The organism is Chryseobacterium sp. CT-SW4 (genome assembly GCF_048572715.1).
In the GTDB taxonomy this organism is placed as follows: domain Bacteria; phylum Bacteroidota; class Bacteroidia; order Flavobacteriales; family Weeksellaceae; genus Chryseobacterium.
This window is the reverse complement of the sequence record NZ_CP183840.1, coordinates 3613366-3638539: the sequence shown is the minus strand read 5'-3', so window position 1 is coordinate 3638539 and position 25174 is coordinate 3613366. Positions and strand designations below refer to the sequence as shown.

The following is a 25174-nucleotide window of genomic DNA, read 5'->3' as shown; positions in this document are numbered from 1 at the left end:
CTTAATCATTTTCAATGAGATAATAAATTTTTTTTCTGCCATAAAGTCAGGAATTCGATTTTGGTAAAATATTTGTAATTTAGTTATTGAATAAAAGATAAGTCTATCTTTATTCTAATAGAGATATATTATGGATTATAAGTTTTCACAAGGATTGAGCCAAGTGTTCAAACAAAGCAAAAATGAGGCTAAAAGGCTAAAAAGTGAATTTCTTAATACAGAACATCTACTTTTAGGTATTATAAAAACGGAAAACTCTGCAAAAGAAATCCTTCAGAACCTTAATGCCGATTTAACACAAATCAGAAGAAAAATTGAAACTCTAAATACAGCAAGTTTAAATCCTATTTCTGAGGAGGTCACCAATATTTCTTTCACTAAGATGGCGGATCACGCCATCAAACGTGCAGAATTAGAATGCAGACAATATAAAAGCAATGAAATTAATACCGTTCATTTGCTTTTAGGTATTCTATACAAATATGAGGATCCTACTTCAAGTATTCTGGGAGCTTACGATGTTGACTATGAAGGGGTTTCAAGAGAGTATATGACTATGCTTAAGAATTCCGGGGAAGCACCGAGAATGAGTGCTTATGATGATGACGATGAAAGAGAAGAATTCGAGCAGATGAGAAAGCCAACAGGCAACCTGGGCTCTGCAAAAAGTAAAACACCTACACTGGATAACTTTGGTAGAGATCTTACAGCCTTGGCTAGAGATGGAAAATTGGATCCGGTAATCGGACGTGAAAAAGAAATTGAAAGAGTTTCTCAGATCCTGTCCAGAAGAAAGAAGAACAACCCTTTACTTATTGGTGAACCGGGAGTCGGTAAATCGGCAATTGCCGAAGGACTGGCTTTAAGAATCCAGCAGAAAAAAGTATCGAGAGTTCTTTATGGTAAAAGAGTAATTACTCTGGACCTTGCCAGTTTAGTAGCAGGGACCAAATACCGTGGACAGTTCGAGGAAAGAATGAAGGCGATCATGACGGAGCTGGAGAAAAACCGGGATGTGATCCTGTTTATTGATGAGCTTCATACCATTGTAGGAGCAGGAAGCTCTACCGGAAGTCTTGATGCTTCCAATATGTTTAAGCCTGCTTTAGCCAGAGGTGAAATCCAATGCATCGGGGCAACTACGCTGGATGAATACCGTCAGTACATAGAGAAAGACGGAGCATTGGAAAGAAGATTCCAGAAAGTAATGGTGGAACCTACTTCCATTGAGGAAACCATTCAGATCCTGAATCAGATTAAAGATAAATATGAAGAGCATCACAATGTAATATACACTCCGGAAGCCATTGCGGCATGTGTCAATTTGACATCAAGATATATTACAGATCGTTTTTTACCGGACAAAGCTATCGATGCTATGGATGAGGCAGGTTCCCGTGTCTATATCAAAAACATGAAAGTGCCTACCGAGATCATAGATTTTGAAAAGAAAATCGAAGATATAAAAGAGCTTAAACAAAAAGCGGTAAAAGCTCAGGATTATCTTGAAGCAAGAAAGCTGAAAGATGAAGAAGAACGTTTACAGATGGAACTGAATTCCGCTCAGGAACAGTGGGACAAAAATGTAAAAGAGAAAAAGGAAACGGTAACCGAGGAAAATGTAGCCGAAGTGGTTTCCATGATGAGTGGTGTTCCTGTAACCAAAGTAGGTAAGAACGAGCTTGATAAGCTTGCGCAGATGGATAACAAACTGAATGGAAAAGTGATCGGTCAGGAAGACGCTGTGAAAAAAGTAGTGAAAGCTATTCAGAGAAACAGAGCAGGTCTTAAAGATCCTAACAGGCCTATCGGTACATTCATATTCCTGGGAACAACCGGGGTTGGTAAAACTGAGCTGGCGAAAGTAATGGCTCGGGAGTTATTCGATTCCGATGAAGCTCTTATCAGAATAGATATGAGTGAATACATGGAAAAATTTGCAGTTTCAAGATTGGTAGGAGCGCCTCCGGGATATGTAGGATACGAAGAAGGTGGCCAGCTGACTGAAGCGGTAAGAAGAAAGCCTTATGCTGTTGTGCTTTTGGATGAGATTGAAAAAGCTCACCCGGATGTATTCAATATTCTGTTACAGATTTTAGATGAAGGTCACGTTACCGATAGTTTAGGTAGAAAAATTGACTTTAGAAATACCATCATAATCCTGACTTCCAATATCGGAACCAGAGATCTTAAAGATTTCGGAGATGGTGTAGGATTCGGAACAGCTGCTAAGAAATCCAGTTCAGATTCCAGAGCAAGAGGAACCATTGAAAATGCCCTTAAAAAAGCATTTGCTCCGGAATTCTTAAACAGAATTGATGATATCATTATCTTCAACTCTCTCGAGCAGGATGATATTAAGAAAATCATCGATCTTGAACTCAATAAGCTTTACAGCAGATTGGAGAAATTAGGATATAAAGTGGAATTAACTGAAGAAGCGAAAAACTTTATTTCTGAAAAAGGTTGGGATAAAGATTTTGGAGCAAGACCATTGAAGAGAGCTATTCAGAAATACATTGAAGACCTATTGGCTGAAATGTTGGTTAATAAGCAGCTTTCAGAAGGTGAAACCGTTGTTCTGGATCTTAATGAAGCTAAAGACGGATTGGCCGGAAAAGCACAGAAACCCAAAAAGACGACTGAAAAGTCTTCTTAAGAATAAATAATTTAATTGAAAAAGCATCAGAATTTTCTGATGCTTTTTTATTTTTAAAGCTTTCTTAAAGCCCTACTACGAATCCTATATTTGGAACTAGACCACTGGAAAAAATACTGTCATTTTCTTGCCACAAAACATTATACATAACCCCGATCTGCATAAAAGCCCTTCCTCCCAGGCTCTGCATATATCCGCCTCCTAAGTATAATGCGGTTTCTTCGCGGTTGGTTTTATAATCATAGTATTTATCCTTGTAATCTATAAAATAATGCTGAAGGTTTCCACTTAAGTAAAACGATCTGCCGATATAATAATTAAGAAAGGGACCTACCCCAAACATTGTGGATCTGTAATAATCCGAGGTCTGCCAGGAAACACTTCCCACCACACCTCCTTCCAGGTCGTTGGTAAGCCTGTATCCTACTCTTGGGGATGCCTGTAAATAAAAGGCGCTGTTGCTGCCGAAACCTAATCCTATTCCGCCACCAAAAGTCCATCTGTTATTATCTTGGGAAGGAGTACCTACTGAAATTTGGGAAAACACTGATCCTGAAAATAACAGCATCAATGGAATAGCATATTTTTTCATATAATATCGTTTTTATCAATCCTTAAAATTATAATTTTTTTTGCGAAAAGGATTGTTGTAATTTTGCAAACTTAAGATAAAGACTAAAAATTTTATCAAAATTTATTATGAAAGTAGTTGTTGGATTATCCGGAGGCGTAGATTCCAGTGTTACAGCGTATCTGCTGAAGCAGCAAGGCCATGATGTCGTGGCATTGTTTATGAGAAACTGGAATGATGCATCGGTCACCTTAGAAGATGAATGTCCCTGGATAGAGGACAGTAATGATGCTTTGATGGTAGCCCAGAAGCTGGGAATTCCATTTCAGGTAATCGATATGAGCGAATTATATAAAGAGCGTATAGTTGATTATATGTTTGCTGAATATGAAAAAGGGAGAACTCCCAATCCGGATGTTCTGTGTAACCGGGAAGTGAAATTTGATGTTTTTATGAAAACAGCCATGTCTTTAGGAGCTGATAAGGTGGCAACGGGACATTATGCACGGGTAACCTCTACAACGGATGAGAACGGAAAAGAAATTTACCATCTTCTGGCAGGAAAGGATAATAATAAAGATCAGTCCTACTTTTTATGTCAGCTGAGCCAGGACCAGCTGTCCAAATCCCTGTTTCCCATTGGAGAGCTTACGAAACCTCAGGTAAGGGAAATTGCTAAGGAAATAGGTCTGGTAACCGCTGATAAAAAAGATTCTCAAGGTCTATGTTTCATTGGGAAAGTGAGCCTTCCGCAGTTTTTACAACAACAGCTGAAACCTCAGGAAGGAGAAATCGTTGAGATATTCAAAGACTCGCCATTATTTGCCCAGGAAACCCCGGTATTTTCTTCCAAAAAAGAAGAACTGGAATTCCTGTCCGGAAAAATTAAATATAAAAAAGAAGACGGTAAGGTAATAGGCAGACATCAGGGAGCCCAGTTTTTTACCATCGGACAAAGCAAAGGATTAGGAATAGGAGGACATAAAGAAAGCTGCTTCATTGTTTCCCGAGATATGGAAAATAATATTCTGTTTGTAGGTGAAGGACATCAGTTCCCGGGCTTATTTAGGAAAGCATTAAAAATAGATAATACTGAAGTACACTGGGTAAGAGAAGATCTTAAACTTCAGGAGGGAGAATCTATGGAGGTAATGGCAAGAATACGTTACCGTCAGCCTTTGCAGAAAGCAACTTTATATCAGTTTGCAGAAGGCTTTTATATTGAATTTGAAGAACCGCAGTCCGCAATGGCAGAAGGACAGTTTGCAGCCTGGTATAAAGATGATGAGCTGCTGGGAAGTGGTGTTATAGCTTAAGTAATAAATTAAAATTATATACTAAAGTGTCCTTTACGGACACTTTTTTTATTATGTGAAGAATATATTAAGTTGACTAAAAACCTTGACTATCACAATAATAAGATATATAAAGTGTTATATTTATAAATTACTTAACCAATTAATAAAATCTGTGATGGAGTATTATGAGCTATATGAGGTATTGAAAGATCATTTTAATTCCACAAAAGATTTTATCGAGGTCGAAGATTTAAATCTGACTATTGAATCCATTCCCTTTACTTCCGGTGTTTGTGACCTGCTTCATGGTTCCAGCAATTTGGACTGTATGAGACATAAGCAACATTTGGAGACTCATGAAAACGCCTATTTAGCCTATGATAAACCTTCTGTGGATATTAAGGATATTGATATAGAATGCAATAAAAATTTTAATTATTATATTCTTAAAAGGGCCGATATAAAAACGGCAAAGGGATGCATATTATTTCTGCATGGATTAAATGAGAAGAAATGGGATAAATATTTACCCTGGGCTTATGAACTTGCGCAAAGAACCCACAAGGCTGTAATCTTATTTCCCATAGCCTTTCATATGGATCGCGCTGAACCTGTTTGGAGCGACCGCCGGCAAATGCTGGAAATAGCCAATTTCAGAAAAAACAAATATCCAGAGAATACCAATTATTCTTTTGTTAACGCAGCTATAAGCTCGCGGTTAGAAGCTCATCCGCAAAGAATTTTCTGGTCGGGGCTTCAGACTTATTCGGATATTATTGAGGTGGTAAAAAATATTCGGAGCCATAAGTTAAAAAGTATTGCTCCGGATGCGTCTTTAGATCTCTTCGGATATTCTATCGGTTCCTTTCTTTCCGTTATTATCAAAATGGCGGATCCTGAATCTCTTTTTACGGAATCCCGTCTTTTTTGTTTTTGTGGCGGAATGACTATTGACCGTATGTTTCCTATTTCCAGGTATATTATGGATGGGCAGTCAGCTATTAAAATGCAGTCCATTTTTACGGAGTTGCTGAGTTCAGATTTTAAATCGGACAACAGGCTGAAGCATTATCAGAATGAAATATTGCATCCCCAGGAAAGTTGGTTCAAAATGATGCTCAGATATAATTACTTTCAGAAAGAGAGAGAAGAAAGATTAAAAGAGCTGGAATCCCAAATAAAGGTATATGTATTGGAAAAAGATGAGGTTGCTCCACCGGCTGAGGCCTTAAATACACTCAAGGGAGGCTACAGAAATATTGGTGTGGAAGTTGAAATAAAAGACTTCCCTTACGAATATTCCCATATGGTGCCTTTTCCTCTGACCCATAAGAATAAGACCGAAATTACAGCAGCTTTTAATGAGTTTGTAAGCTCTGCCAGTAACTTTTATAACGCTAACCTAAAACTTTAAAGAAAAGGATTATCCTGTCAGCCAATTTTTAAAATCTTTAATACGGTCCCTGCTCACGGTTATTTCTTCCTCAGGCTGGAATTTCAGCTCTACCTTATAGTAAGGCGAGGTATGGATATTCCTGATATAATCCGAACTGATGATAAACTGACGGTTCACCCGGAAAAATTTCTGAGGATCCAATACATTATCCAACTCATCCAAAGTGAAATCTGAGGGATAGCTCCTCTCTTCGGTCTGGAGATATACAATTTTATTCTCACTGAAAAAACAGCTGATCTCCTCAGTCCGGATAATTTTCAGGTTATAGCCTATTTTTACCAATATTCTTGAAAGGGTGGTGGTATCTTTTTTTATCAGCTGCTTAATTTCGCTGGAGTTGATCATGGTATCAGACGGAAGAAAAGATTGGAATTTATCAATTGCCTTCGCCAGATCTTCTTCAAGGATAGGCTTCAGGAGATAATCGATACTGTTTAATTTAAAAGCTTTTAAAGTATACTGATCAAAGGCAGTCGTATAAATAATAAAAGCTTTGGTGGGAACTTTTTCGAAAATGTCAAATGACAAGCCATCACCCAAAACGATATCTGAGAAGATAAGCTGAGGATGTTCATTTTCTGAAAACCATTGTAGAGCCGCTTCTACCGATTCAAGACTGGCGACCACTTCAAGTTGGGGGAAAGAACTGAGCATTCTTTCAAGCTTTCTGGCCGCGGGTTTTTCATCTTCAATGATGACTGTTTTAATCATTAGTATTAGTTTTTACTGGGAATAAAAATAATAAATCTTATTGATTGGCTGATTTTTTTTCTTTATCCATCAGTTCTCTGATCTTTTTTTCTTCCCATTCCTTTCCGATTCCAAATACACTTATTCCATGCGCCAGAAGTCCGATTCCCCATCCCAGCATCGGCCAGAAAAACCATAAATGGGTAGGAGAGGTTAAAAGATTCAGAACCAATAAAAAAGGAATAACCAGGCAATAAGAGGTAAGGTTGCCATAAAATCCTTTGAGGTCTTTTACTCTTCTGGCTGCTTTTTGGTAAGCAGTGTTTTCTGTATTTAATGAAGTATTCATAATGTTTGTTTTTGATTGTTTTCTTGAGCCAAAGGTATATAGGAAGGAACATCAAATCAAAAATGTTTTACTGAGCTGTAGAATAAAGTTGCTGAATGGTAATATAGTATAAAACAAAAAAAATCTCCCTTAAAAAAGAGAGATTTCTGTGGGTCCTGAGGGATTCGAACCCCCGACCCTCTGGGTGTAAACCAGATGCTCTGAACCAACTGAGCTAAGAACCCGAATTTTTTTGAAAGGTTTCGTTCCTTTTCTGTGGGTCCTGAGGGATTCGAACCCCCGACCCTCTGGGTGTAAACCAGATGCTCTGAACCAACTGAGCTAAGAACCCTCTTTTGAGATTTTCTCGTTTAGAGTGGTGCAAATATACAACTTCTTAAGAAACCAACAAATTTTTTTCTAAAAATTCTCCCACTACAAAGTTGCTTCCGCCCACAAAAATCATTTCATCCATTGTACAATTCTCTTTTGCAGAAAGATACGCTTCCTGAACGGAATCAAAGATTTTATAAGGAATGCCGGCGCCTATCAATAATTCTTCATAATCTTGAGGGTGTCTGCCCCGGTGGATGGAGGGTTTTGCAAAATAAAACTCAGCATTTTCTGGTAACAGCTCCATTACCTCATCAATTTTCTTATCATTAACAAAGCCCAGGATGATATGCTTATGAAGATCCATACTGTTCAGCTGGGAAAACACCTGTTCCAGCCCGGCTTGGTTATGCGCGGTATCACATATTGTTAAAGGATTTTTGGAAAACTCAAACCAGCGTCCGATAAATCCGGTGTTGGTGTGGACATTTAATAGTCCCCGTTCTATGTGTTCTTCTGTGATGGTTATATTCAGGTTTCTCAGTTCCTCAACCAATGCTAAAACCACTTTAATATTTTTTTGCTGATAGATTCCCTTTAAATCTGACGTAAGATCGGTCTTTATGGAAGTTGCATCAATAAAATCTGCGTTTTCCTTTATGGCTTTTTGTTTAAGTATATTTTTTACAATTTCGTTTTCATCACCCGAAACAACAGGAGTCTGAGGTTTTATAATTCCTGCCTTTTCATAGGCGATTTCTTCGATACTGTTCCCTAATATATTTTGATGATCCAGCTGAACATTGGTAATAGCAGAAACTAACGGCTTAATGATATTGGTAGAATCCAGCCTTCCGCCCAGCCCCACTTCAATAATGGCAAAATCTACCTTTTGACGGTAAAAATATTCAAAAGCCATAATCGTGGTAAACTCAAAAAAAGACGGACGGATTTCTTCGGGCAAATTTTTAAGCTTTTGAATAAAATCATAAACAAATTCCTTATCACAGTTTTTGCCGTTCACTTTGATGCGTTCTGTAAAATCAATCAGGTGAGGAGAATTATACAGTCCTACTTGGTAGCCGGATTCCTGCAAAACAGAGGCAAGCATATTGCTCGAAGAACCTTTACCGTTGGTCCCCCCGATATGGATACACTTTATTTTATCCTGGGGATTTCCAAAGAAATCACAGAGCTTACTTATATTTTCCAGTCCGGGCTTATAAGCCTTCTGTCCATCGATCTGGTAATTAGGAGCCTGTATAAAAAGCCACTCCACTGCTTCCTGATATTGTTCATTTGTCATAGTGCAAAATTCCCAAAAGTTTTATTAAAATGAAACATTAATTTTAAAAACTGTAACGTTTTTATTTTTGGTTCGTCTAATTCGGAAAAAGCTTCGTATGAAAAGAGTTTGGATTTTTGTTTTTGGATTAACCTGTTTAGGACTCAGTGCTCAAAAAAAGTGGTCTTTACGGGAATGTGTAGACTATGCGGTAGAGCATAATCTTCAGGTTATTCAGAACCAATATTCAAAACAGGTTCAGGATGCTAACCTGAGAATGGCTAAAAAAGAATATTTGCCAACAGTGTCGGGAAATATAAGTAATACTGCGAGCTTTGGGCAGACACTTTTTGTAAATACAAGTGTGAGAAATGATAACTTCAGTAATAATGCCAATCTTTCTGCGAATATTTTAGTCTATAATAACGGGCGCCTGGAAAAAACAATCAGGAAGACGGAGTATGATGTGGAAGCGAGTCAATATGATATAGAAACCATTAAAAATAATATCTCTCTTCAAATTGCCCAGGAATATTTAAATGCTTTACTGAACAAGGAAATTATAAAAATTTCACAAAGTGCTGTTGAAAATGCTCAGAAGCAATATGACAGATCAAAAATAACCACCGAGGTGGGAACCACAGCACAGACTGTACTTGCCGAGGCAGAAGCAGCATTGGCCAGAGAGAAGCAAAATTTAAAAACAGCAGAAATTAATACTTCAAGAAGTCTGTTTTCGTTAGCTCAGCTTTTACAGTTGGCAGATTACAAGAATTTTGATGTAGAAGATGTCAATATCCCCGATGAACTTACTCCGGAGCTAAGGTCAGTGGATGAGGTACTGACTACAGCTTATGAAACACAGCCGCAGATAAAGGCAGCAGAAAGCCGTATCAGGTCTGCGGAAGCCCAAACGGAAGTAAGCAAAACGTCTTTTTGGCCTACCATAACGGCAAGTGCAGGAATCGGAAGTTTTTATAATAACCGATTAAATACAAATATTACAGGAGTAGATGAGTTGGGTAATATAGCCTATGAAAGAAACTTTTTTGAGCAGTATAAAGATAACTTTGGGCAGAACCTCGGGATTTCATTGAATGTTCCGATCTTTAATAAAGGCATTACCAAACTACAGGTAGAACAATCTAAGATCAATGAAAGTCTTGCCAAAAATTCCCTGGATCAGCAAAGACAATCCGTGAGAGAAAGCGTGCAGAAAGCCCAGTTCGATGCGGACGCCAATTATGAAGCCTATCTGGCAGCAGTAGAGGCCGCAAAAAGTTCTAAATTATCTTTAGACTTTGCCGATAAAAGTTATGCTGCCGGGAGAACGACTATTTTTGACCTGAATATTGCGCGAAATAATTATGCCAATGCACAGGGATCTGTGGCTCAGGCAAAATTTAATTATCTTTTCAGTCTTAAATTGTTGAATTTCTATGCCGGAATTCCATTAAGTTTGTAAAATGTCAATTCAATCGTTAGAAAAATATTTACCACAAAATACGCTGCAATATTTAAAAGTCTGGTTTGGAGACTTTTATATTCATATAAAGGTTACCCGGGACAGAAATTCGAAATTGGGTGATTATAGAAAAATGCCGGATCATTCTCATGAGATTACTATTAACTCTACTTTATCTCCTCAGCTTTTTTTCTTCGTCCTCACCCATGAGCTGGCTCATTTAATTGCCTTTGAAAAATATGGAAGAAGAATATCTCCCCATGGTAATGAATGGAAAAGTACTTTCAGGGCTATGCTTTTAGAGAGTCTGGATGTGTATGAAGAAGATTTGAAGCCCATTATTGCCAAATTTTCAAGATCTCCTAAAGCCAATTTCATGGCAAGTCCTGAATTGGTTAAATATTTTCATGTAAAAAAAGAAAATGATACTCTTCAGTTTGTAGAAGAGCTAAAAAAAGGAGATTGTTTTATCTACCGTAATGAAAAGTATTTGCTAGAAGGTCTGGTTAAAAAAAACTATCTTTGTCTGAATTTGGCTACGGGCAGAAAGTATTCTTTTAAACCTTTAGCAAGAATTGAAAAATGTAGTTAAGAATGTCAAAATCAGATAAATACTGTGTGATAATGGCGGGGGGAATCGGAAGCCGGTTCTGGCCTATGAGCACACAGAAGTTTCCTAAGCAGTTTCAGGATATTTTAGGGGTGGGAAGAACTATGGTTCAGCAAACCTATGACCGGATCAGTAAAGTGGTTCCTAAAGAAAATATATTTGTCATTACCAATAAAGAATATGTTGCTCTTTCCCATCAGCAGCTGCCGGAGCTTCCTCAGGAAAATATCGTAGGGGAGCCCATGATTAAAAATACCGCAGCCTGTAATATATACATGGCAAATAAAATAGCCGAAATTGATGCTGATGCTACCATGATTGTCCTGCCGGCGGATCATCTCATTCTTAAAGAAGATACCTTTTTGAAAAAAGTGGAATTGGCCTTTGAGCTTGCCTCAAAAAACGATTATCTGCTTACTCTCGGAATTACACCTACCCGTCCGGACACCGGCTATGGATATATTCAGTTTGTAGAGAAAAAAGGATCCGACTATTTTAAAGTCAAAACATTTACCGAAAAACCCATTTTAGAAATAGCCCAGAATTTCCTGGAAAGTGGAGACTTTTTATGGAATGCCGGGATTTTTGTGTGGAGTGTTAAAAGTATACATCAGGCTTTTGAAATGTACCTGCCGGAAATGGCTCAGCAGTTCATGGCATGTGAATACAACTCCAATAAAGAAGAAAACTGTATCGAAATCATTTATCCCAAAGTACAGAAAATTTCCATTGATAACGGAATTTTGGAAAAAGCAAAAAACGTATATGTAATCCCGGCTGATCTAGGCTGGAGTGATTTGGGAACCTGGACTTCCGTGTATGAAAATACCGAAAAAGATGAAAATCAGAATACAGGAAAACTGAAACATATGCTGACCTATAATGCAACCGGTAACATTATTCAGATTAAAAATAATAATAAAGCGGTGGTTATAGACGGATTAAAAGACTATATTGTAGTGGATACCGATAAAGTGCTTTTAATATGTCCGCGTGAAAATGATCAGCTGATCAAAGACTATGTACTGGATCTGAAAAACCTTAAAAAAGGGGACAAATTCATATAAACTCTTTGGTATATTTTCTGCTAGATATTCACCAATATGAAAAAAGCAATTACTAGAACTGTTTTGATATCCTTTCTTTTGTCAGGAATAGTGGGATATGCACAGGATAAAACAAAATTCTCCAACACACATAATGTACTGGCTAAGATAGTACCGAATATAAGAACTGACTTTTGGGTATTGGTTTATAATGAATATGCAAAAGACCATGAACTGAAAACCTATGGGACCAAAAAAGATTACACTCCCCAGTTTTCGGGGTTTGATCTGTTTCCTAATGAAGATACTTTTTATTACATCGTTTATTCCTCAGGAGGCAAGATAAATTATGTAACGGACCTGGAAGCTTTAAAAACATTTGTTGGGAATGTAGATAACGCTGAAGAAGCGGCCATACTTGCTACTGTAAAAGACGGCTATGTAATAGATGATCAATTCAAGGATGTAGCTGGAAATTATTATGAAGACAAAACCAATTATTATTTGGATTTAGGGAAACTTACTTCCAAAGAATGTCCTTACCAAAAGAAACATTATACTTTAACGGTAAATAAGTCTACCGGAGATATTACCAACATAAAAGATAATGGAACTTATATCGAGCTTTATAATAAAAAGTGCAAAAATAATCCGCGGTTACTCAAAATAGAAAAAAAAGAAGAGCCAACAGATGAGCCTAAATCAACAAAACGAAGATAACTGTTTTGAAACAGAAAGATTGATATTGCGTCCCATGTCCCTGGAAGATGCATCTTTTATATTCGATCTTTACAATCAGGCTAAATTTATAAAATACATCGGAGACCGTAATATCCGTTCGCTTTCCGATGCAGAAAAATATATAAAGGACCGGTTTCTTCCGCAATTTGAAAAGCTGGGTTATGGCAACTACCTCATCACAATCAGAGAAACGGAAGAAAAAATTGGAGGAGTCGGAATTTTTGAAAGAGCAGGTCTGGACGTGGTGGATATAGGATTTTCACTGCTGGAAAACTTTGAAGGGAAGGGATATGCCTACGAAGCAGCACAAAAGATAAAAGAAGTGGGAATGGAAAAGTTTGGCTTAAAGAAAATTTCCGCAATTACTACTAAAGACAATATATCCTCTCAGAAATTAATTCAGAAGCTGGGCTTAAAGTACCAAAAAAACGTAACTCTTCCCGATGATGACGAAGAGCTACTTTATTTTGAAACCGAATGATTTTTATCCCTCTAAAATCTGGTCAGCAGCAGTTTTTGAAGTCACTTTCTCAATAACCCTTGTACAGATTCCTTTTTCATCAAAAAGGAACGTGGTTCTTACAATTCCCATATACGTTTTACCAAAAGTCTTTTTCTCCTTCCATACCCCAAATTTCTCGATGATATCCCTGTTTTCGTCGGCAATGAGGTCATAAGGAAAAGCAAATTTGCTGTGAAAGTTTTTCTGTTTTTTTACAGAGTCACCACTTATTCCCAACAGCTGAAATCCTGCTTTTTTCAATTCAGAATAATTATCACTTAAATTACATGCTTCTACCGTACAGGTAGGTGTATTGGCTTGCGGATAAAAGAAAATAACCAGTTTCTTTCCTAAAAAATCTGAGGATTTTACAGGAGTTCCATCCTGATTTACTCCTTCAAATTCCGGTAATGTGTCTCCGATTTTCAACATAATGCTTAATTTTGTTTCAAATTTAATGGATAAATGACAAAAAAGCAAAGAGCAGAATTGGTTCAGAAAGAATTGGAAAAACTCTATCCCGAAGTTCCTATTCCTTTAGCCCATACAGATCCTTATACACTGATGGTAGCCGTTGCACTTTCGGCCCAGACCACAGATAAAAAAGTAAATGAGGTAACTCCCAACCTTTTTAAAGTAGCCGGAACCCCTGAGAAAATGGCTAAGCTTGAAGTATCAGAGATTAAAGAGCTTATCAAAGAAATAGGACTTTCGAATACTAAAGCGAAAAATCTAAAAAGAATGGCGGAACTGTTGTTGGAAAGACATAACGGCGTAGTACCCCAAACTTATGAAGAGCTGGAAGCTTTACCGGGAGTCGGGCATAAAACCGCTTCGGTAGTGATGAGCCAGGGCTTTGGATTTCCTGCTTTCCCGGTGGATACCCACATTCACAGATTAATGACACAATGGAAGCTTACTTCAGGTAAAAATGTAGTGGAAACAGAAAAGGATGCTAAAAATATTTTCCATGAAAATGTGTGGAATAAGCTGCATTTACAAATTATTTTCTACGGAAGAGAATATTCACCTGCAAGAGGAAAAGGAGACAAAGATTTCATTACTAAAATGATGTTTGAAAAGTAAACAGCCCACATATTCCTCCATCACAATATCTCCATCAACAATTTAAAAGAGAAACTTTTTCATTCAGAACGCAGTGAAGAAATCTCCCATAAACAGCTAAAACATCCACTCTAAAGCTCCATTACAGCTCAACAGCCAGTAACATACAATAGCTTTTAGGAAAGAAATTCAAATTCCCCTTCCCAGAAGGAGTGGATTTTTGTGAAACAAAAAGACGGGGTAGCAAATACAATCCTCATCCTCATCCTTCCCATTCTCCGTCTCCCTTATCTTCCCTATTACCCCTTATCTCACCTCATTTATTTCTGCTTCTTAGCCCAAAGCTCCATCTTCCTGTTCAGCACATCCAAAGGAAGGCATCCCTGGCTTAAAACCTCATCATGAAAATGTGCCAGGTTGAATTTGTTTCCCAGCTGTTTTTGATATTTATCTCTAAGCTCACGAATTCTTAAAGCACCTATTTTATAACCCAATGCCTGTCCTGGCATAGCCATATATCTTTCCACTTCAGCCGTAGCTCCGGCTTCATCATAGGAAATATTGCTTAGAAAATATTGAATGGCTTCTTCGCGGGTCATTTTCCCGGTATGGAGTCCTGTGTCTACAACTAACCTTACCGCTCTCAGCATCTGGTCACTTAAATATCCCATTTTCTGGTAAGGATCGGTATAAAGGCCAAATTCAGGGCCCAGTGTCTCACAATAGTGTGCCCATCCTTCACCATATGCACCCAGCCATCCGAACCTCATGAATTTCGGAAGCTTGGTATTTTCCTGTTGTAGGGAAACCTGGTAATGATGTCCCGGAATAGCTTCATGAAGAAATAAAGACTCCATTCCTGAGGTAACATTGAATTTTGAAGGATCCGGCAAAGGAACATAGAATATTCCCGGTCTTTTTCCATCAGGAGTTCCTTGGATGTATTCTGCACTTGCACTGGCTTCCCTGAATTTTTCAGTCTGCCGGATTTCAAACTTGGTTTGCGGTGTGACACTGAACATGGTTTCCAGTTTTGGAGTAATTTTCGTCAAAATTCCATTAAAGGCGTCAAGAACTTCCTTTGAGGTTTTATAAGGCATGGCCTTAGGATCGGTTTTAACGAAACTTATAAATTCCTCTAATGATCCCGTAAAACCAACCTGCTGTTTCACTTTTTCCATTTCGGCACGAAGCATGGCTACCTGCTGAACACCTATCTTATTGATTTCTTCCGGAGAGCTGTTGGTTGTGGTCCAGCTCTTTACATAATAGGCGTAGATATCATTTCCTTTGGGCAGGCTGTTGTAGCCGTCGGTTTCTCTTGCCTTAGGAAGATATTCCTTTTCCAGAAACTTTCCCATTTGGGAATAGGCAGGAATGATTTTTTTAGTGATGACATCTTTATAAAGTGCTGCATATTTATTTTTCTTGGACTGAGGAAAATCTTTAGGGAAATTTCTGATCGGCCCATAGAAGATATTTTTCTCCATATCCGGGCTTGTTATTTCCTCGGCTCTCATTTGAGGAATCATTTTAACAACCAGTTTTTTGGGGAGAACAATTTTATTGTTGATTCCCTCACGGAAGTTTTCCTGGGCTGTTTCCATCCATTCCGGGAACTTTTCCATTCTTTTCAGCCAGTCTGCGTAATCCTGTTCCGTATTAAAAGGCTGGCTGCCTGCTCCGCTCCCATACAGAGGAAAGGTTAACGGTAAGCCGGAAAACTGGGTAAAGGGAATATATTCAGGATGATAGGCATAAGCTTCAATCTTATCTTTTAAGGTATAATCCAAAACATCGTAAACAACCTTGTCTTCATCGGATAAGCTTTTGTAATCCACTTGTTCCAGCTGTTTCTGAACGGAATTATAAAATCCGATCTCCCCCGAAATGAAATCTTTATCGATATTAATGGGCAGTTGGTCATTATACCGGGTATCTCCCTGAGAAGTAGCTTCCAGGGGATAGAGCTTTAAATACTGCTCATAATAATTGGCAGCAATAGAATCCAGATTAGTAGGCGTAACCTTGGTAAGAGGAGAATCTGTTTTCTTGCATGATAAAACACTTAGCACTATGCTGAAGGCAATAATACCCTTGGATAAAATATTTTTCATTTCGGAATCTTTGGAATAACAAAATTAAGTATTATTCATAAACCAATTATCTGCATAGCTGATTTTGAAATTATTTTTTTCAAAATATTTTTCACATTCAATCAATTTTCTATCTTTGTTGAAAACGTTTAACATTCATATTATTACACTTCTTTTTTAGGAAAAAATGAAAGGGATTTTAAAAATTTACCATCCGGATGAGACGCTAAAATACAATATACGAAACAGTTATTGCAAGGCGGTTTACAGTAATAAACAACATTTTCTGGAGGTAGAAATTATTACAGATGACAGTTTAGATCACGTAGATGATGATTCTTTACAATACAATTTTCCACAGCTATCATTGGAAATTTTTGATTTCCCTATTGAATCTGGGGATATTGAGGGAAAAACAATCAATGTAAATGACTCAGAAGATGAAACCTTTACGGAAGTAGATCTTTTTGATGATGATGAAGCTTATATCTATGACAATGAGCTTCAGTTTGATAAGAATGAAGAAGGGGAATTGCAGGTGGTCTGGAAAGGAACCATTGATGATTTTTATACCGGCTCGGATACCCCGATCCCATTCAGGCTCAAATGTGAATTTAAGCCGGATGATATTGAAGTAGACGAAGATTAATTTCTTTTACATAGAACAAGATTTCTTTTCAAGGTTTTTTGGAAAGAAATTTGTTGTTTATATAAATAACATATCTTTAAGTTGTTTTTAAGCAATTTTTAAGATATCAATTAATAATATTACTTTATTTTTGTCGTTTAAAACCATTATAATATTCAAATAATGCTGTTAACGGAACTTACGCACATTTTGTTCGCACAAATCAATACTCCTGCAATAGCTGCAGATGACCTGGAGTTTTCATTTTGGAAAATAATGTTTCACGGAGGAGCCTTCGCCAAAATAGTGATGGTGACGGTTTTACTGCTGGGTATATTCTCCCTGTATCTTTTCTTTGAACGTTTTTTCTTTATCAAAAGACTGACTTCCAAAACAGATTCCAATTTTATGAATAATATTGAGGACTTCATCAGAGAAGGAAAAATTGAGGCTGCAGCGGACTATTGTAAAACACAGAATTCACCGGAAGGAAGAATACTTGAAAAAGGAATTTCCAGACTGGGCCGCCCTGTTTCCGATATTGTAAGTGCAATGGAATCACAGGCACAGGTAGAAGTAGCCAATATGGAAAAAAACCTGAATCTTTTGGCGGTAGTTCCAAGTATTGCTCCCATGCTGGGACTTTTAGGAACGGTTATCGGGATGATTATAGCTTTCTTTAATCTATCACATGCTACAGGATCTTTCTCTCCTAAGACCCTTTCCGAAGGGATTTATACAGCACTCGGGCAAACAGCGGTAGGTCTGGCGGTAGCCATTCCGGCTAACTTCTGCTATAATATTCTTCTTACAAGAATTGATAAGTTTGTATTAAAAGCTCAGAATATGTCAGGAGAATTTTTAGATATTATCAACAAACCATTATAATTATTTCCAATGAAATCGCTGTCAGAAAGTATATTTCAGGGCAAGCGATTCCATCTGATCCATAAAATATTAGAATAAACAGATGAAAATTCACAGAAGAAATAAAGCAAATCCCGAATTTAGTTTGGCAGCAATGACAGACGTTATATTGCTGTTGTTGATATTTTTTATGATTACTTCTTCTGCTGCTAACCAAAGTGCAATTGATGTTAATCTGCCGAAAACTGCTAGTGTGGATGATAATATACCTAATCCTCTCACGGTAAGTATAAAGCCTGATGGCTCCTATTTTGTAGATGATACACCGGTAAACAGGGATCAGTTGGAACAAACCATTGTGAATGGTCTGAATGGCAAATCAAGTCAGTCCTTTACCATAAGAGCCGACGAAAATACCATGCATAAAGATGTGGTTTTCGTGATGGAAATAGCAGAGAAACATAAATTTAATATTGCCATAGCAACGGTGAAGGATAAATAATAAGCTGAAGAATTTTAATAATGAGAGGATATACAGCCAATAAGCAGGAAGAATATAAAGATAAGATAAAGAGTGGGATAATTTCTGTTCTTATCTGGTCTGCTATTCTGCTTTTTGTTTTCCTTTATAAATTGAAGCCCACACAGGAAGCCGAACCTGAGCTTGTGACTACCATGCTGGTTAACTTTGGAGATAACAGAAACGGGAACGGAATAGAAGAACCTGCCGAGCAGGAGGGAAGTCTTGCTGCTCAAACGGAAGAAATCACTCCAGAACCGGTAGAAGCCGAGGTGCCGGAAACCAAAACAGTAGTAAAACCGGATCCTAAACCGGAAACTAAGAAATCGGAGGCCAAAGAAAAAATTCTTACCGGTAACAATACCAAAGTTACGGCCCCTAAGAAAGAAGAGTCTAAAGCAACTAAAAAATCGACTTCAGGGACCACCGCTGCTAAAGCTACCAAAAAAAGTACTGCAACGAAGGGTAATGCTAAATCCGGAAGCGGTGATGGAAAAGGAAATGCCGCAATAGGCAATTTAATTAAAGGAAGAGGAACTAAAGCCGGAAGTCAGGGAACAGGTACCGGAATGGGAAATGCCGGAGATCCTTTAGGGGGTGACGGAAACGGAGACAGTAAAGTAGGAATAGATAGAAGATTGGTTGGCTTTATTCCCGGAACGATGGGACGCGGAGGGGCTCAACCTTCTCATAAATGTACGGCCAGCGGATCCATTACCATTTCTTACACAGTAGATAAAGCAGGAAATGTGGTTTCAGCAAGAAGATCCGGAGGTATTTCTGATCCCTGTGTAAGCTCTACATCAGTCTCCTGGGTTAAGCAATATGTAAAAGCGGAGAAAGCCAGTACATCTTCCACAGGAACTTATAAAATTACTTTCTAAATATAAAAGCACTTATCTAAAGTGCTTTTTTTAATTCGTTGATTCTATTGATGATGGGAAGAGCAAAAATTCCGCTGGTTTGGAGGTAAAGCTCATAGAAAGATTTTGCTTTATCCTGAAAATCGGGATTATCAGTCTCCTTTCCTTTTAAATAAAAAAGGTTACCCAGCATTTCATAATAATCCTTATGGTCTCTTTCCTGCCTTTCTTTCACTATTTCTATGATCTCTTCCTTTGTTTTAGAGGAGATTTCAGAGAAATTCATCTTGAAGATATCTTTCATTAAAGAATCATAATCCAGCTCTTTCTGCATCAGGCTTTCTTCAGGCTTTTCCAGAATAAGTTTTTCCAGGGCCTGAGTGAGCTGACGGATCAGTCTTAGGGTGTAATCTTTATCTTGAATCATAATGTTTATATATTAAAAATTTAAATAATCATTAGTATGGGTAAGCTGGCTCCATCTTGCAGAAAGAAACTTGGCATAGTGAGAAGAAGAAAGTCCGTAAGTTCCAAGTGAATGCCCATCATTCACCTCCACCAGAATCATTTCGTTTTTCTCATTGATACCGAAGTCCAATGCATATGAATTTGGTTGGGAAACAAAAGAATCTATCGCCTTCTGAACTTCCTCTATATCTATTTTATTATCCCATTTACCTTTATATCTCCGTATATCCAGAATTTCTTTATAGCGGATAAAACATCTCCATTCTGTTGTAAAATCAATAAGTTCGGAGCACCAGATTTCTGTATCTTTTTCTTCGTTAAGCAGCCCCAGAAAATCCATCTCGCTTCTTATTACTTTTCCAGCAAATAGCTTGGTTTCGTTTTTGGGTTTAATAAAGATATCCCAGTTATTTTTATCCTTAAAAATATTCTTAATGGATGAACTCCATACTTTACGTTTTAGAAAAGGCTGTAATTCTTCAGGATAATCAATTTCTTTTTCCGGACGAATTATATTTAAGTTTTGTAAATGTTTTCTAACATTCCCTATGCCTCCCACTATAATATGTTCCGGGTTTTTATCTAAGATTTCATTTGCATCAATGAACTTTTGAATTTCATAACCAAAATTTTTAAAACCTTCATAGGCTGTAAAAGCATTTACATTATAAAATTCTCCCTCCTTATCTGTTTGAATATATGCCTTCATAATTTAAGCAAAAAACAGATAAGCTAATCCGATAGAAGTGATAATACCCACCAGATCGGCCAGAAGCATGGCAATTACCGTATATCTTGTGTTCTTCACGGCTACTGCTCCAAAATAGACCGCAATTACATAAAAGGTCGTATCAGAGCTTCCCTGTAGTACAGCAGCCAGCTTCCCCTGGAAACTATCAGACCCGAATGTCTGCATCGTGTCTACCATCATTCCGCGGGCTCCCGAACCGGATAAAGGCTTGATTAATGCCGTTGGCAATCCGTCTACAAATCTTGCATCCAGATTGGCAATATTGGCTACCCATTTCATTCCGTCAATAATAACATCAAAAACACCTGAAGTTCTTAATAAGGAAATAGCGATGAGCATTCCTACCAGGTAAGGGATAATCTTTACACAGGTGGTGAAACCGTCCTTTGCTCCATCTATAAAAGCATCAAAAACATTAATCTTTTTATAAACGGCACCCAGAACGATCGCCAGGAATATAAATAGAATGAGTCCGTTACTTAAAACCTTACTGAAAGTATCAAGCTCATCCTTACTCAGTTGAACGAGATATAATACCAAAAGAGCAATAATTGCTGAAATTCCGCCTACATAAGCAATCACTACAGGACGTAGCAAATTGATCTTCTGATATAAAGAAACAATAATCATTGCTGATAACGTAGCTGCAAAAGTAGCGATCATACATGGAAGGAAAATATCCGTAGGGGTCTTTGAACCCATTGATGCTCTGATAGCAATAATGGAAACGGGGATCAGGGTCATTCCTCCGGCGTGAAGACACAAAAACATAATTTGTGAATTACTTGCGGTATCTTTATGGGGATTAAGGGTTTGCAGACTTTCCATAGCTTTTAATCCGAAAGGGGTTGCTGCATTATCCAGCCCTAAAAGATTGGCACTGAAATTCATAAGCATATGCCCGAAAGCAGGATGGCCTTTCGGAATTTCTGGAAAGAGCTTTGAAAAGAAAGGTTGTATAAACCTGCTTAGAAGATTGATTCCACCGGCTTTTTCCGCAATGCTCATAAAGCCCATAAAAAGCGTCATGATACCGATCAGTCCAAGGCAGATCTTTACAGCCGTTTCCGAGGTGCCTATTACACCGTCGGTTTCCTGGATCCTGTATACATTCACATTTTGTTTTAATGAATCTGTTTTATAGTGGATTCTGTTGTCTGCAAAGTCTGTTTTTTGGGATAAGCCCTCACGGATCACAGGAGATAACGTATTCATGTTTTGGGTGGCGATCTGAACCGTATCACCTCCTTTTCCTACCACCATGTCATTAAAAATGGTTTTGTAGTTCCCGGAAGACATATACTTTATACTTGCTATAGCGATGGCCACTATGATAAAGGCGGACCAAATTCTACTTAATACCATTGATAGAAATAAATTTTAGAAAAGATAATAAATTAAATTCATTAGAAATCATTCGTCTTTGAGATATACTAAAAAACCATCGAAGTTATCATCGAGGGATTTAAGTTCTTTGGCAGATTCTGTTTTTTGAAGTAAGGCATCCGTAAAAAAGCTTTTTTCAAAGAATTGCCGGTGTACCCCGGGCAGGAGCTCCATGAAGTAATCCATCCCGATTTTGTTGTTATGCAGGTCCATTTTTGTCTCCAAAGGCTCATTGGGGAAGAGCTCTTCATGCATATCCGTTAACCTTTTACAAAAATCCAGTGCTTTTTGGGGCGAAGAGATTTTGCAACAGTACATTAAAATAAAACAGCACCATAAGGCGTGTCGGAAAGCATTTCCTACCCCGTTTTTTGAAGCGGAATGCGGAAATTTTTTCTGTGCAATGGTAAATGCCTTAATGGTTGCATAAAAGCTTAATAATGAGAATAAAGGGTGAGGTAATACAAGGGATAACAACCTGAATATTTTTTTCAGGCTCATGCTTCGTATTGTGTTAAAAAATATTTTAAACGTCCTCATACAAAAATCTCTCCCTAATTAGAGAGAGATAATATGCTTTTTGTTACAATTATTATGCATTTACAGCCAATAGATTTACAGTTTTTGAAACAGTATCACGGATCTCTGTTCTTTTAACGATAAAGTCTACAAATCCTTTTTCCTGTAAAAACTCGGAAGTCTGGAATCCTTCGGGTAGATCTCTACCTATGGTTTCCCGGATAACTCTTGGACCTGCAAAGCCGATCAATGCTCCAGGTTCTGCCATGATAATATCCGCAGTCATCGCAAAAGATGCGGTAATTCCACCGAAAGTAGGGTCGCATAAATAAGCGATATATAAAAGTCCTGCTTCCGAAAGCTGAGCCAGTTTAGCCTGTACTTTTGCCAGCTGCATCAGCGAGTAGGTTGCTTCCTGCATTCTTGCTCCCCCGGATTGGCAGATGATCATATAAGGAAGTCTGTGGGCGATACAATAATCGATTGCTCTTCGGATTTTTTCCCCCATCACAGATCCTAAAGATCCACCGATAAAAGCAAAATCCATACATGAAACCACCATTTTGGTTCCGTTTACTGTTCCTACGGCATTTCTGATGGAGTCCGTCAGTTTGGTTTTGGCTTTTACTTCTTTTAATCGGTCTGCATAAGGTTTTGTATCCTTAAATTTCAGAATGTCTATACTTTCAACATTAGCATCCAGCTCTTTAAATTTACTGTTATCGAAAAGGATATCAAAAAATTCTGCACTTCCTATTCTTACATGGAATCCATCTTCAGGGGAAACATAGTTGTTTTTTCTAAGCTCCTCATGCTCAACTATTTTTCCGGATGGAGTCTGATGCCAAAGCCCTTTGGGAACGTCCTTTTTTTCATCAGTCGAGGTCGTAATGTTTTTTGCTTTTCTTTTAAACCAGTCGAATGCCATTTTTGTCTGTATTAATGTATAATAAAAATGTATAAAGTACGGAAGCGTTAAAAATACCCCTGTACTTTATACATTTTACTTTTATCAATTATTTTAAAGTATTTATGTTATTTAAATCTTCAAAAGCTTTTACCAGTCTTGCTGCGAAAGTTTCTTCACCTTTTCTGATCCAAACTCTTGGGTCATAAAATTTCTTATTCGGTTTTTCTTCTCCCTCCGGGTTTCCGATCTGAGATCTTAAATAATCGATATTGTTGACCATATAATCTCTGATACCTTCTGTATAAGCAAACTGAAGATCCGTATCGATATTCATTTTGATAACCCCGTAGCTGATCGCTTCTCTGATTTCCTCTAATGTAGAACCGGAACCACCGTGGAATACAAAATTCACCGGCTTTTCTGCAGTTCCGAATTTCTCCTGAACATACTTCTGAGAGTTATCCAGAATTTTAGGGGTAAGAACCACATTTCCTGGCTTATAAACTCCGTGTACATTTCCGAAAGCAGCTGCAATCGTGAAGTTTTCAGAAACAGCTTTTAATTTTTCATAAGTAAAAGCTACATCCTCAGGCTGAGTATATAACTTAGAATTATCAACATCAGAATTATCCACACCATCTTCTTCTCCTCCTGTAACTCCGATCTCTACTTCAAGGGTCATTTTTAACTTAGCCATTCTTTCGAAATATTGAGAAGAGATCTCAAGGTTTTCTTCCAAAGGCTCCTCAGAAAGGTCAAGCATATGGGAAGAATAAAGAGATTTTCCGGTTTGCTTGAAAAATTCTTCATTGGCATCCATCAATCCGTCGATCCATGGCAATAATTTTTTTGCACAGTGATCGGTATGTAGAATAACAGTGGCTCCATAGGCTTCAGCCAGTGTATGGATGTGTTTTGCTCCGGCAATAGCTCCTAAAATAGCAGACTTCTGACCGTCATTGCTTAAGCCTTTTCCTGCGTTAAAAGAAGCTCCTCCGTTCGAAAACTGAATAATGATTGGAGAGTTTAATTTTGCTGCTGTTTCCATAGCTGCATTTACATTGCTGGAACCTATTACGTTTACAGCCGGTAAAGCAAACTTGTTTTCTTTAGCATATTGAAATATATCTGTAACTAACTGACCTGTGGCAACTCCTGCCGGGAAAATTCTGCTCATTTTTTACTTTTTAAATGATAATTATTAGGGTGTTCGATAATTCTTGTAAAGTTAAGAAATTTTGCTTAATTACTAATTTCTTTTGTCACTCCCCCAAAGTAGCTTTTGGCGGATGGTTTCATAGAAGCTTAAGTGATTGGGTTGTACGAGAAGGATTTGAAAATCAGCTTTTTTAATGATGATCTCCTTATCTGTCTCTATATGGATAAGTCTTGAGTCCAGTGAAAGGGAATATTGAGGAACACGGCTTTCTACTCCCAGTTTAATTTTGACCGTGTCATTTACCACCAATGGCCTTACATTTAAGTTGTGAGGAGCAATGGGCGTAATCACAAAGTTTTCGTTATTGGGAGAAATAATAGGTCCTCCGCAGCTTAACGAATAGGCTGTAGATCCTGTTGGAGTCGAAATTATTACACCATCACCCCAGAAAACATTCAGAAACTCATCATTGATGTAGGAGTCTACGGTAATCATCGATGTGGTCTCTTTTCTGGAAATAGTTACGTCATTGAGTGCGTAAGGATAAAAGTTCTCCATTTTCGGAGATACAACTTCGATTACAGATCGGCGGCTGGTTTTTACGTCTCCTTTCAGAATATCATCCAAAGCCCTGAAGGCTTCTTCTTTGGTAAAGCTTGCCAGGAAACCTAGCCTTCCGGTATTTACTCCCACAATGGGAAGTTCCAGATCTTCTACAAAAGTTAATGAATTAACAATCGTTCCGTCTCCTCCAAAAGTAAAGAACATATCCACCTCTTTATCGATAAGGTCCTGTTTGCTGCTGAATGTTTCAAAGATTTTTGAAAATTGCAGGGCTTCCGCCATCTCACTGAATAAAACAGATTGTACACCGCGGTTTTCCAGCTCAGAAACAAATTTACTTAAGTATAAAAAAGTATCAAGATCTTTTTTCTGAGAATATATGGCTGCCTTCATT

General features: G+C 37.8%; 26 protein-coding genes and 2 tRNA genes. 13 read left to right on the top strand and 15 right to left on the bottom strand.

The window, feature by feature from the left end:
* Window positions 1–130 precede the first annotated feature (130 nt).
* Window positions 131–2659 carry an ATP-dependent Clp protease ATP-binding subunit gene (locus ABJ974_RS16430; protein ID WP_419869300.1) on the top strand — a complete coding sequence of 843 codons (2529 nt, stop codon included), beginning with the start codon at window positions 131–133 and terminating at the stop codon, window positions 2657–2659.
* A gap of 64 nt (window positions 2660–2723) precedes the next feature.
* Here ABJ974_RS16430 and ABJ974_RS16425 read toward each other — a convergent pair whose 3' ends face one another.
* Complete coding sequence (locus ABJ974_RS16425; protein WP_419869299.1) at window positions 2724–3251, bottom strand: hypothetical protein; 528 nt, start codon at window positions 3249–3251, stop codon at window positions 2724–2726.
* Between the two features lie 107 nt (window positions 3252–3358).
* On the opposite strand from ABJ974_RS16425, the gene mnmA reads away from it, so the two are divergent.
* A complete protein-coding gene (gene mnmA, locus ABJ974_RS16420; RefSeq protein ID WP_419869298.1) occupies window positions 3359–4546 on the top strand; it encodes a tRNA 2-thiouridine(34) synthase MnmA in 1188 nt (395 codons plus the stop codon).
* A gap of 157 nt (window positions 4547–4703) precedes the next feature.
* Window positions 4704–5942, top strand: a complete 1239-nt coding sequence (locus ABJ974_RS16415; RefSeq protein WP_419869297.1) for a DUF6051 family protein — start codon at window positions 4704–4706, stop codon at window positions 5940–5942.
* 9 nt (window positions 5943–5951) lie between these two features.
* On the opposite strand, the gene ABJ974_RS16410 is transcribed toward ABJ974_RS16415, so the two are convergent.
* From ABJ974_RS16410 to ABJ974_RS16390, 5 genes are all read right to left on the bottom strand, one after another.
* Window positions 5952–6695, bottom strand: a complete 744-nt coding sequence (locus ABJ974_RS16410; RefSeq protein ID WP_419869296.1) for a LytR/AlgR family response regulator transcription factor — start codon at window positions 6693–6695, stop codon at window positions 5952–5954.
* 37 nt (window positions 6696–6732) lie between these two features.
* Window positions 6733–7023: a 2TM domain-containing protein gene (locus tag ABJ974_RS16405; RefSeq protein WP_419869295.1), complete on the bottom strand. Its 291-nt coding sequence runs from the start codon at window positions 7021–7023 to the stop codon at window positions 6733–6735.
* Between the two features lie 149 nt (window positions 7024–7172).
* A tRNA-Val gene (locus ABJ974_RS16400) sits at window positions 7173–7247 on the bottom strand.
* A 32-nt stretch (window positions 7248–7279) separates the two neighbouring features.
* A tRNA-Val gene (locus tag ABJ974_RS16395) sits at window positions 7280–7354 on the bottom strand.
* Window positions 7355–7399: 45 nt separating this feature from the next.
* The gene (locus tag ABJ974_RS16390) at window positions 7400–8641 is read right to left on the bottom strand and encodes a bifunctional folylpolyglutamate synthase/dihydrofolate synthase (RefSeq protein ID WP_419869294.1); all 1242 of its coding nucleotides are present in this window, start codon (window positions 8639–8641) and stop codon (window positions 7400–7402) included.
* A 97-nt stretch (window positions 8642–8738) separates the two neighbouring features.
* On the opposite strand from ABJ974_RS16390, the gene ABJ974_RS16385 reads away from it, so the two are divergent.
* Genes ABJ974_RS16385 through ABJ974_RS16365 form a run of 5 tightly spaced genes read left to right on the top strand, consistent with a single transcriptional unit; the run spans window position 8739 to window position 12963 of the window.
* A complete protein-coding gene (locus ABJ974_RS16385) occupies window positions 8739–10085 on the top strand; it encodes a TolC family protein (RefSeq protein ID WP_419869293.1) in 1347 nt (448 codons plus the stop codon).
* 1 nt (window position 10086) lies between these two features.
* Window positions 10087–10677 (top strand): SprT-like domain-containing protein, encoded by a 591-nt coding sequence (locus ABJ974_RS16380; protein WP_419869292.1) that lies wholly within the window; start codon window positions 10087–10089, stop codon window positions 10675–10677.
* A 2-nt stretch (window positions 10678–10679) separates the two neighbouring features.
* A complete protein-coding gene (locus ABJ974_RS16375; protein WP_419869291.1) occupies window positions 10680–11762 on the top strand; it encodes a mannose-1-phosphate guanylyltransferase in 1083 nt (360 codons plus the stop codon).
* Window positions 11763–11798: 36 nt separating this feature from the next.
* The gene (locus tag ABJ974_RS16370; RefSeq protein WP_419869290.1) at window positions 11799–12461 is read left to right on the top strand and encodes a hypothetical protein; all 663 of its coding nucleotides are present in this window, start codon (window positions 11799–11801) and stop codon (window positions 12459–12461) included.
* Complete coding sequence (locus ABJ974_RS16365; protein WP_419869289.1) at window positions 12433–12963, top strand: GNAT family N-acetyltransferase; 531 nt, start codon at window positions 12433–12435, stop codon at window positions 12961–12963. Before ABJ974_RS16370 ends, ABJ974_RS16365 begins: the two co-directional genes overlap by 29 nt.
* Window positions 12964–12966: 3 nt before the next feature.
* On the opposite strand, the gene bcp is transcribed toward ABJ974_RS16365, so the two are convergent.
* Window positions 12967–13416 (bottom strand): thioredoxin-dependent thiol peroxidase, encoded by a 450-nt coding sequence (gene bcp, locus ABJ974_RS16360; protein WP_419869288.1) that lies wholly within the window; start codon window positions 13414–13416, stop codon window positions 12967–12969.
* Window positions 13417–13449: 33 nt separating this feature from the next.
* Here bcp and ABJ974_RS16355 point away from each other — a divergent pair, with 33 nt between their 5' ends.
* Window positions 13450–14070 (top strand): endonuclease III domain-containing protein, encoded by a 621-nt coding sequence (locus ABJ974_RS16355; RefSeq protein ID WP_419869287.1) that lies wholly within the window; start codon window positions 13450–13452, stop codon window positions 14068–14070.
* A 299-nt stretch (window positions 14071–14369) separates the two neighbouring features.
* Here ABJ974_RS16355 and ABJ974_RS16350 read toward each other — a convergent pair whose 3' ends face one another.
* Complete coding sequence (locus ABJ974_RS16350) at window positions 14370–16166, bottom strand: DUF885 domain-containing protein (RefSeq protein WP_419869286.1); 1797 nt, start codon at window positions 16164–16166, stop codon at window positions 14370–14372.
* 166 nt (window positions 16167–16332) lie between these two features.
* On the opposite strand from ABJ974_RS16350, the gene ABJ974_RS16345 reads away from it, so the two are divergent.
* From ABJ974_RS16345 to ABJ974_RS16330, 4 genes are all read left to right on the top strand, one after another.
* Window positions 16333–16794 carry a hypothetical protein gene (locus ABJ974_RS16345; RefSeq protein WP_419869285.1) on the top strand — a complete coding sequence of 154 codons (462 nt, stop codon included), beginning with the start codon at window positions 16333–16335 and terminating at the stop codon, window positions 16792–16794.
* Between the two features lie 162 nt (window positions 16795–16956).
* Window positions 16957–17661 (top strand): MotA/TolQ/ExbB proton channel family protein, encoded by a 705-nt coding sequence (locus ABJ974_RS16340; RefSeq protein WP_419869284.1) that lies wholly within the window; start codon window positions 16957–16959, stop codon window positions 17659–17661.
* 82 nt (window positions 17662–17743) lie between these two features.
* Window positions 17744–18142, top strand: coding sequence for an ExbD/TolR family protein (locus tag ABJ974_RS16335; RefSeq protein ID WP_419869283.1), 399 nt, complete (start codon window positions 17744–17746; stop codon window positions 18140–18142).
* Window positions 18143–18162: 20 nt separating this feature from the next.
* Window positions 18163–19044, top strand: a complete 882-nt coding sequence (locus tag ABJ974_RS16330; RefSeq protein ID WP_419869282.1) for a ferric siderophore ABC transporter substrate-binding protein — start codon at window positions 18163–18165, stop codon at window positions 19042–19044.
* A gap of 16 nt (window positions 19045–19060) precedes the next feature.
* On the opposite strand, the gene ABJ974_RS16325 is transcribed toward ABJ974_RS16330, so the two are convergent.
* From ABJ974_RS16325 to ABJ974_RS16295, 7 genes are all read right to left on the bottom strand, one after another.
* Window positions 19061–19450, bottom strand: coding sequence for a hypothetical protein (locus ABJ974_RS16325; RefSeq protein WP_419869281.1), 390 nt, complete (start codon window positions 19448–19450; stop codon window positions 19061–19063).
* Window positions 19451–19462: 12 nt separating this feature from the next.
* Window positions 19463–20200, bottom strand: coding sequence for an ATP-grasp domain-containing protein (locus ABJ974_RS16320; RefSeq protein WP_419869280.1), 738 nt, complete (start codon window positions 20198–20200; stop codon window positions 19463–19465).
* Window positions 20201–20203: 3 nt separating this feature from the next.
* Complete coding sequence (locus tag ABJ974_RS16315; protein ID WP_419869279.1) at window positions 20204–21607, bottom strand: nucleoside recognition domain-containing protein; 1404 nt, start codon at window positions 21605–21607, stop codon at window positions 20204–20206.
* Window positions 21608–21655: 48 nt separating this feature from the next.
* Window positions 21656–22168, bottom strand: a complete 513-nt coding sequence (locus ABJ974_RS16310) for a DUF6973 domain-containing protein (RefSeq protein ID WP_419869278.1) — start codon at window positions 22166–22168, stop codon at window positions 21656–21658.
* 52 nt (window positions 22169–22220) lie between these two features.
* A complete protein-coding gene (gene accD, locus ABJ974_RS16305) occupies window positions 22221–23075 on the bottom strand; it encodes an acetyl-CoA carboxylase, carboxyltransferase subunit beta (protein WP_419869277.1) in 855 nt (284 codons plus the stop codon).
* Between the two features lie 88 nt (window positions 23076–23163).
* Entirely contained in the window at window positions 23164–24234 is a 1071-nt protein-coding gene (gene fbaA / locus ABJ974_RS16300) for a class II fructose-bisphosphate aldolase (protein WP_419869276.1), read from the bottom strand.
* Window positions 24235–24306: 72 nt separating this feature from the next.
* A complete protein-coding gene (locus ABJ974_RS16295; protein WP_419869275.1) occupies window positions 24307–25173 on the bottom strand; it encodes an NAD kinase in 867 nt (288 codons plus the stop codon).
* Window position 25174: the final 1 nt, after the last annotated feature.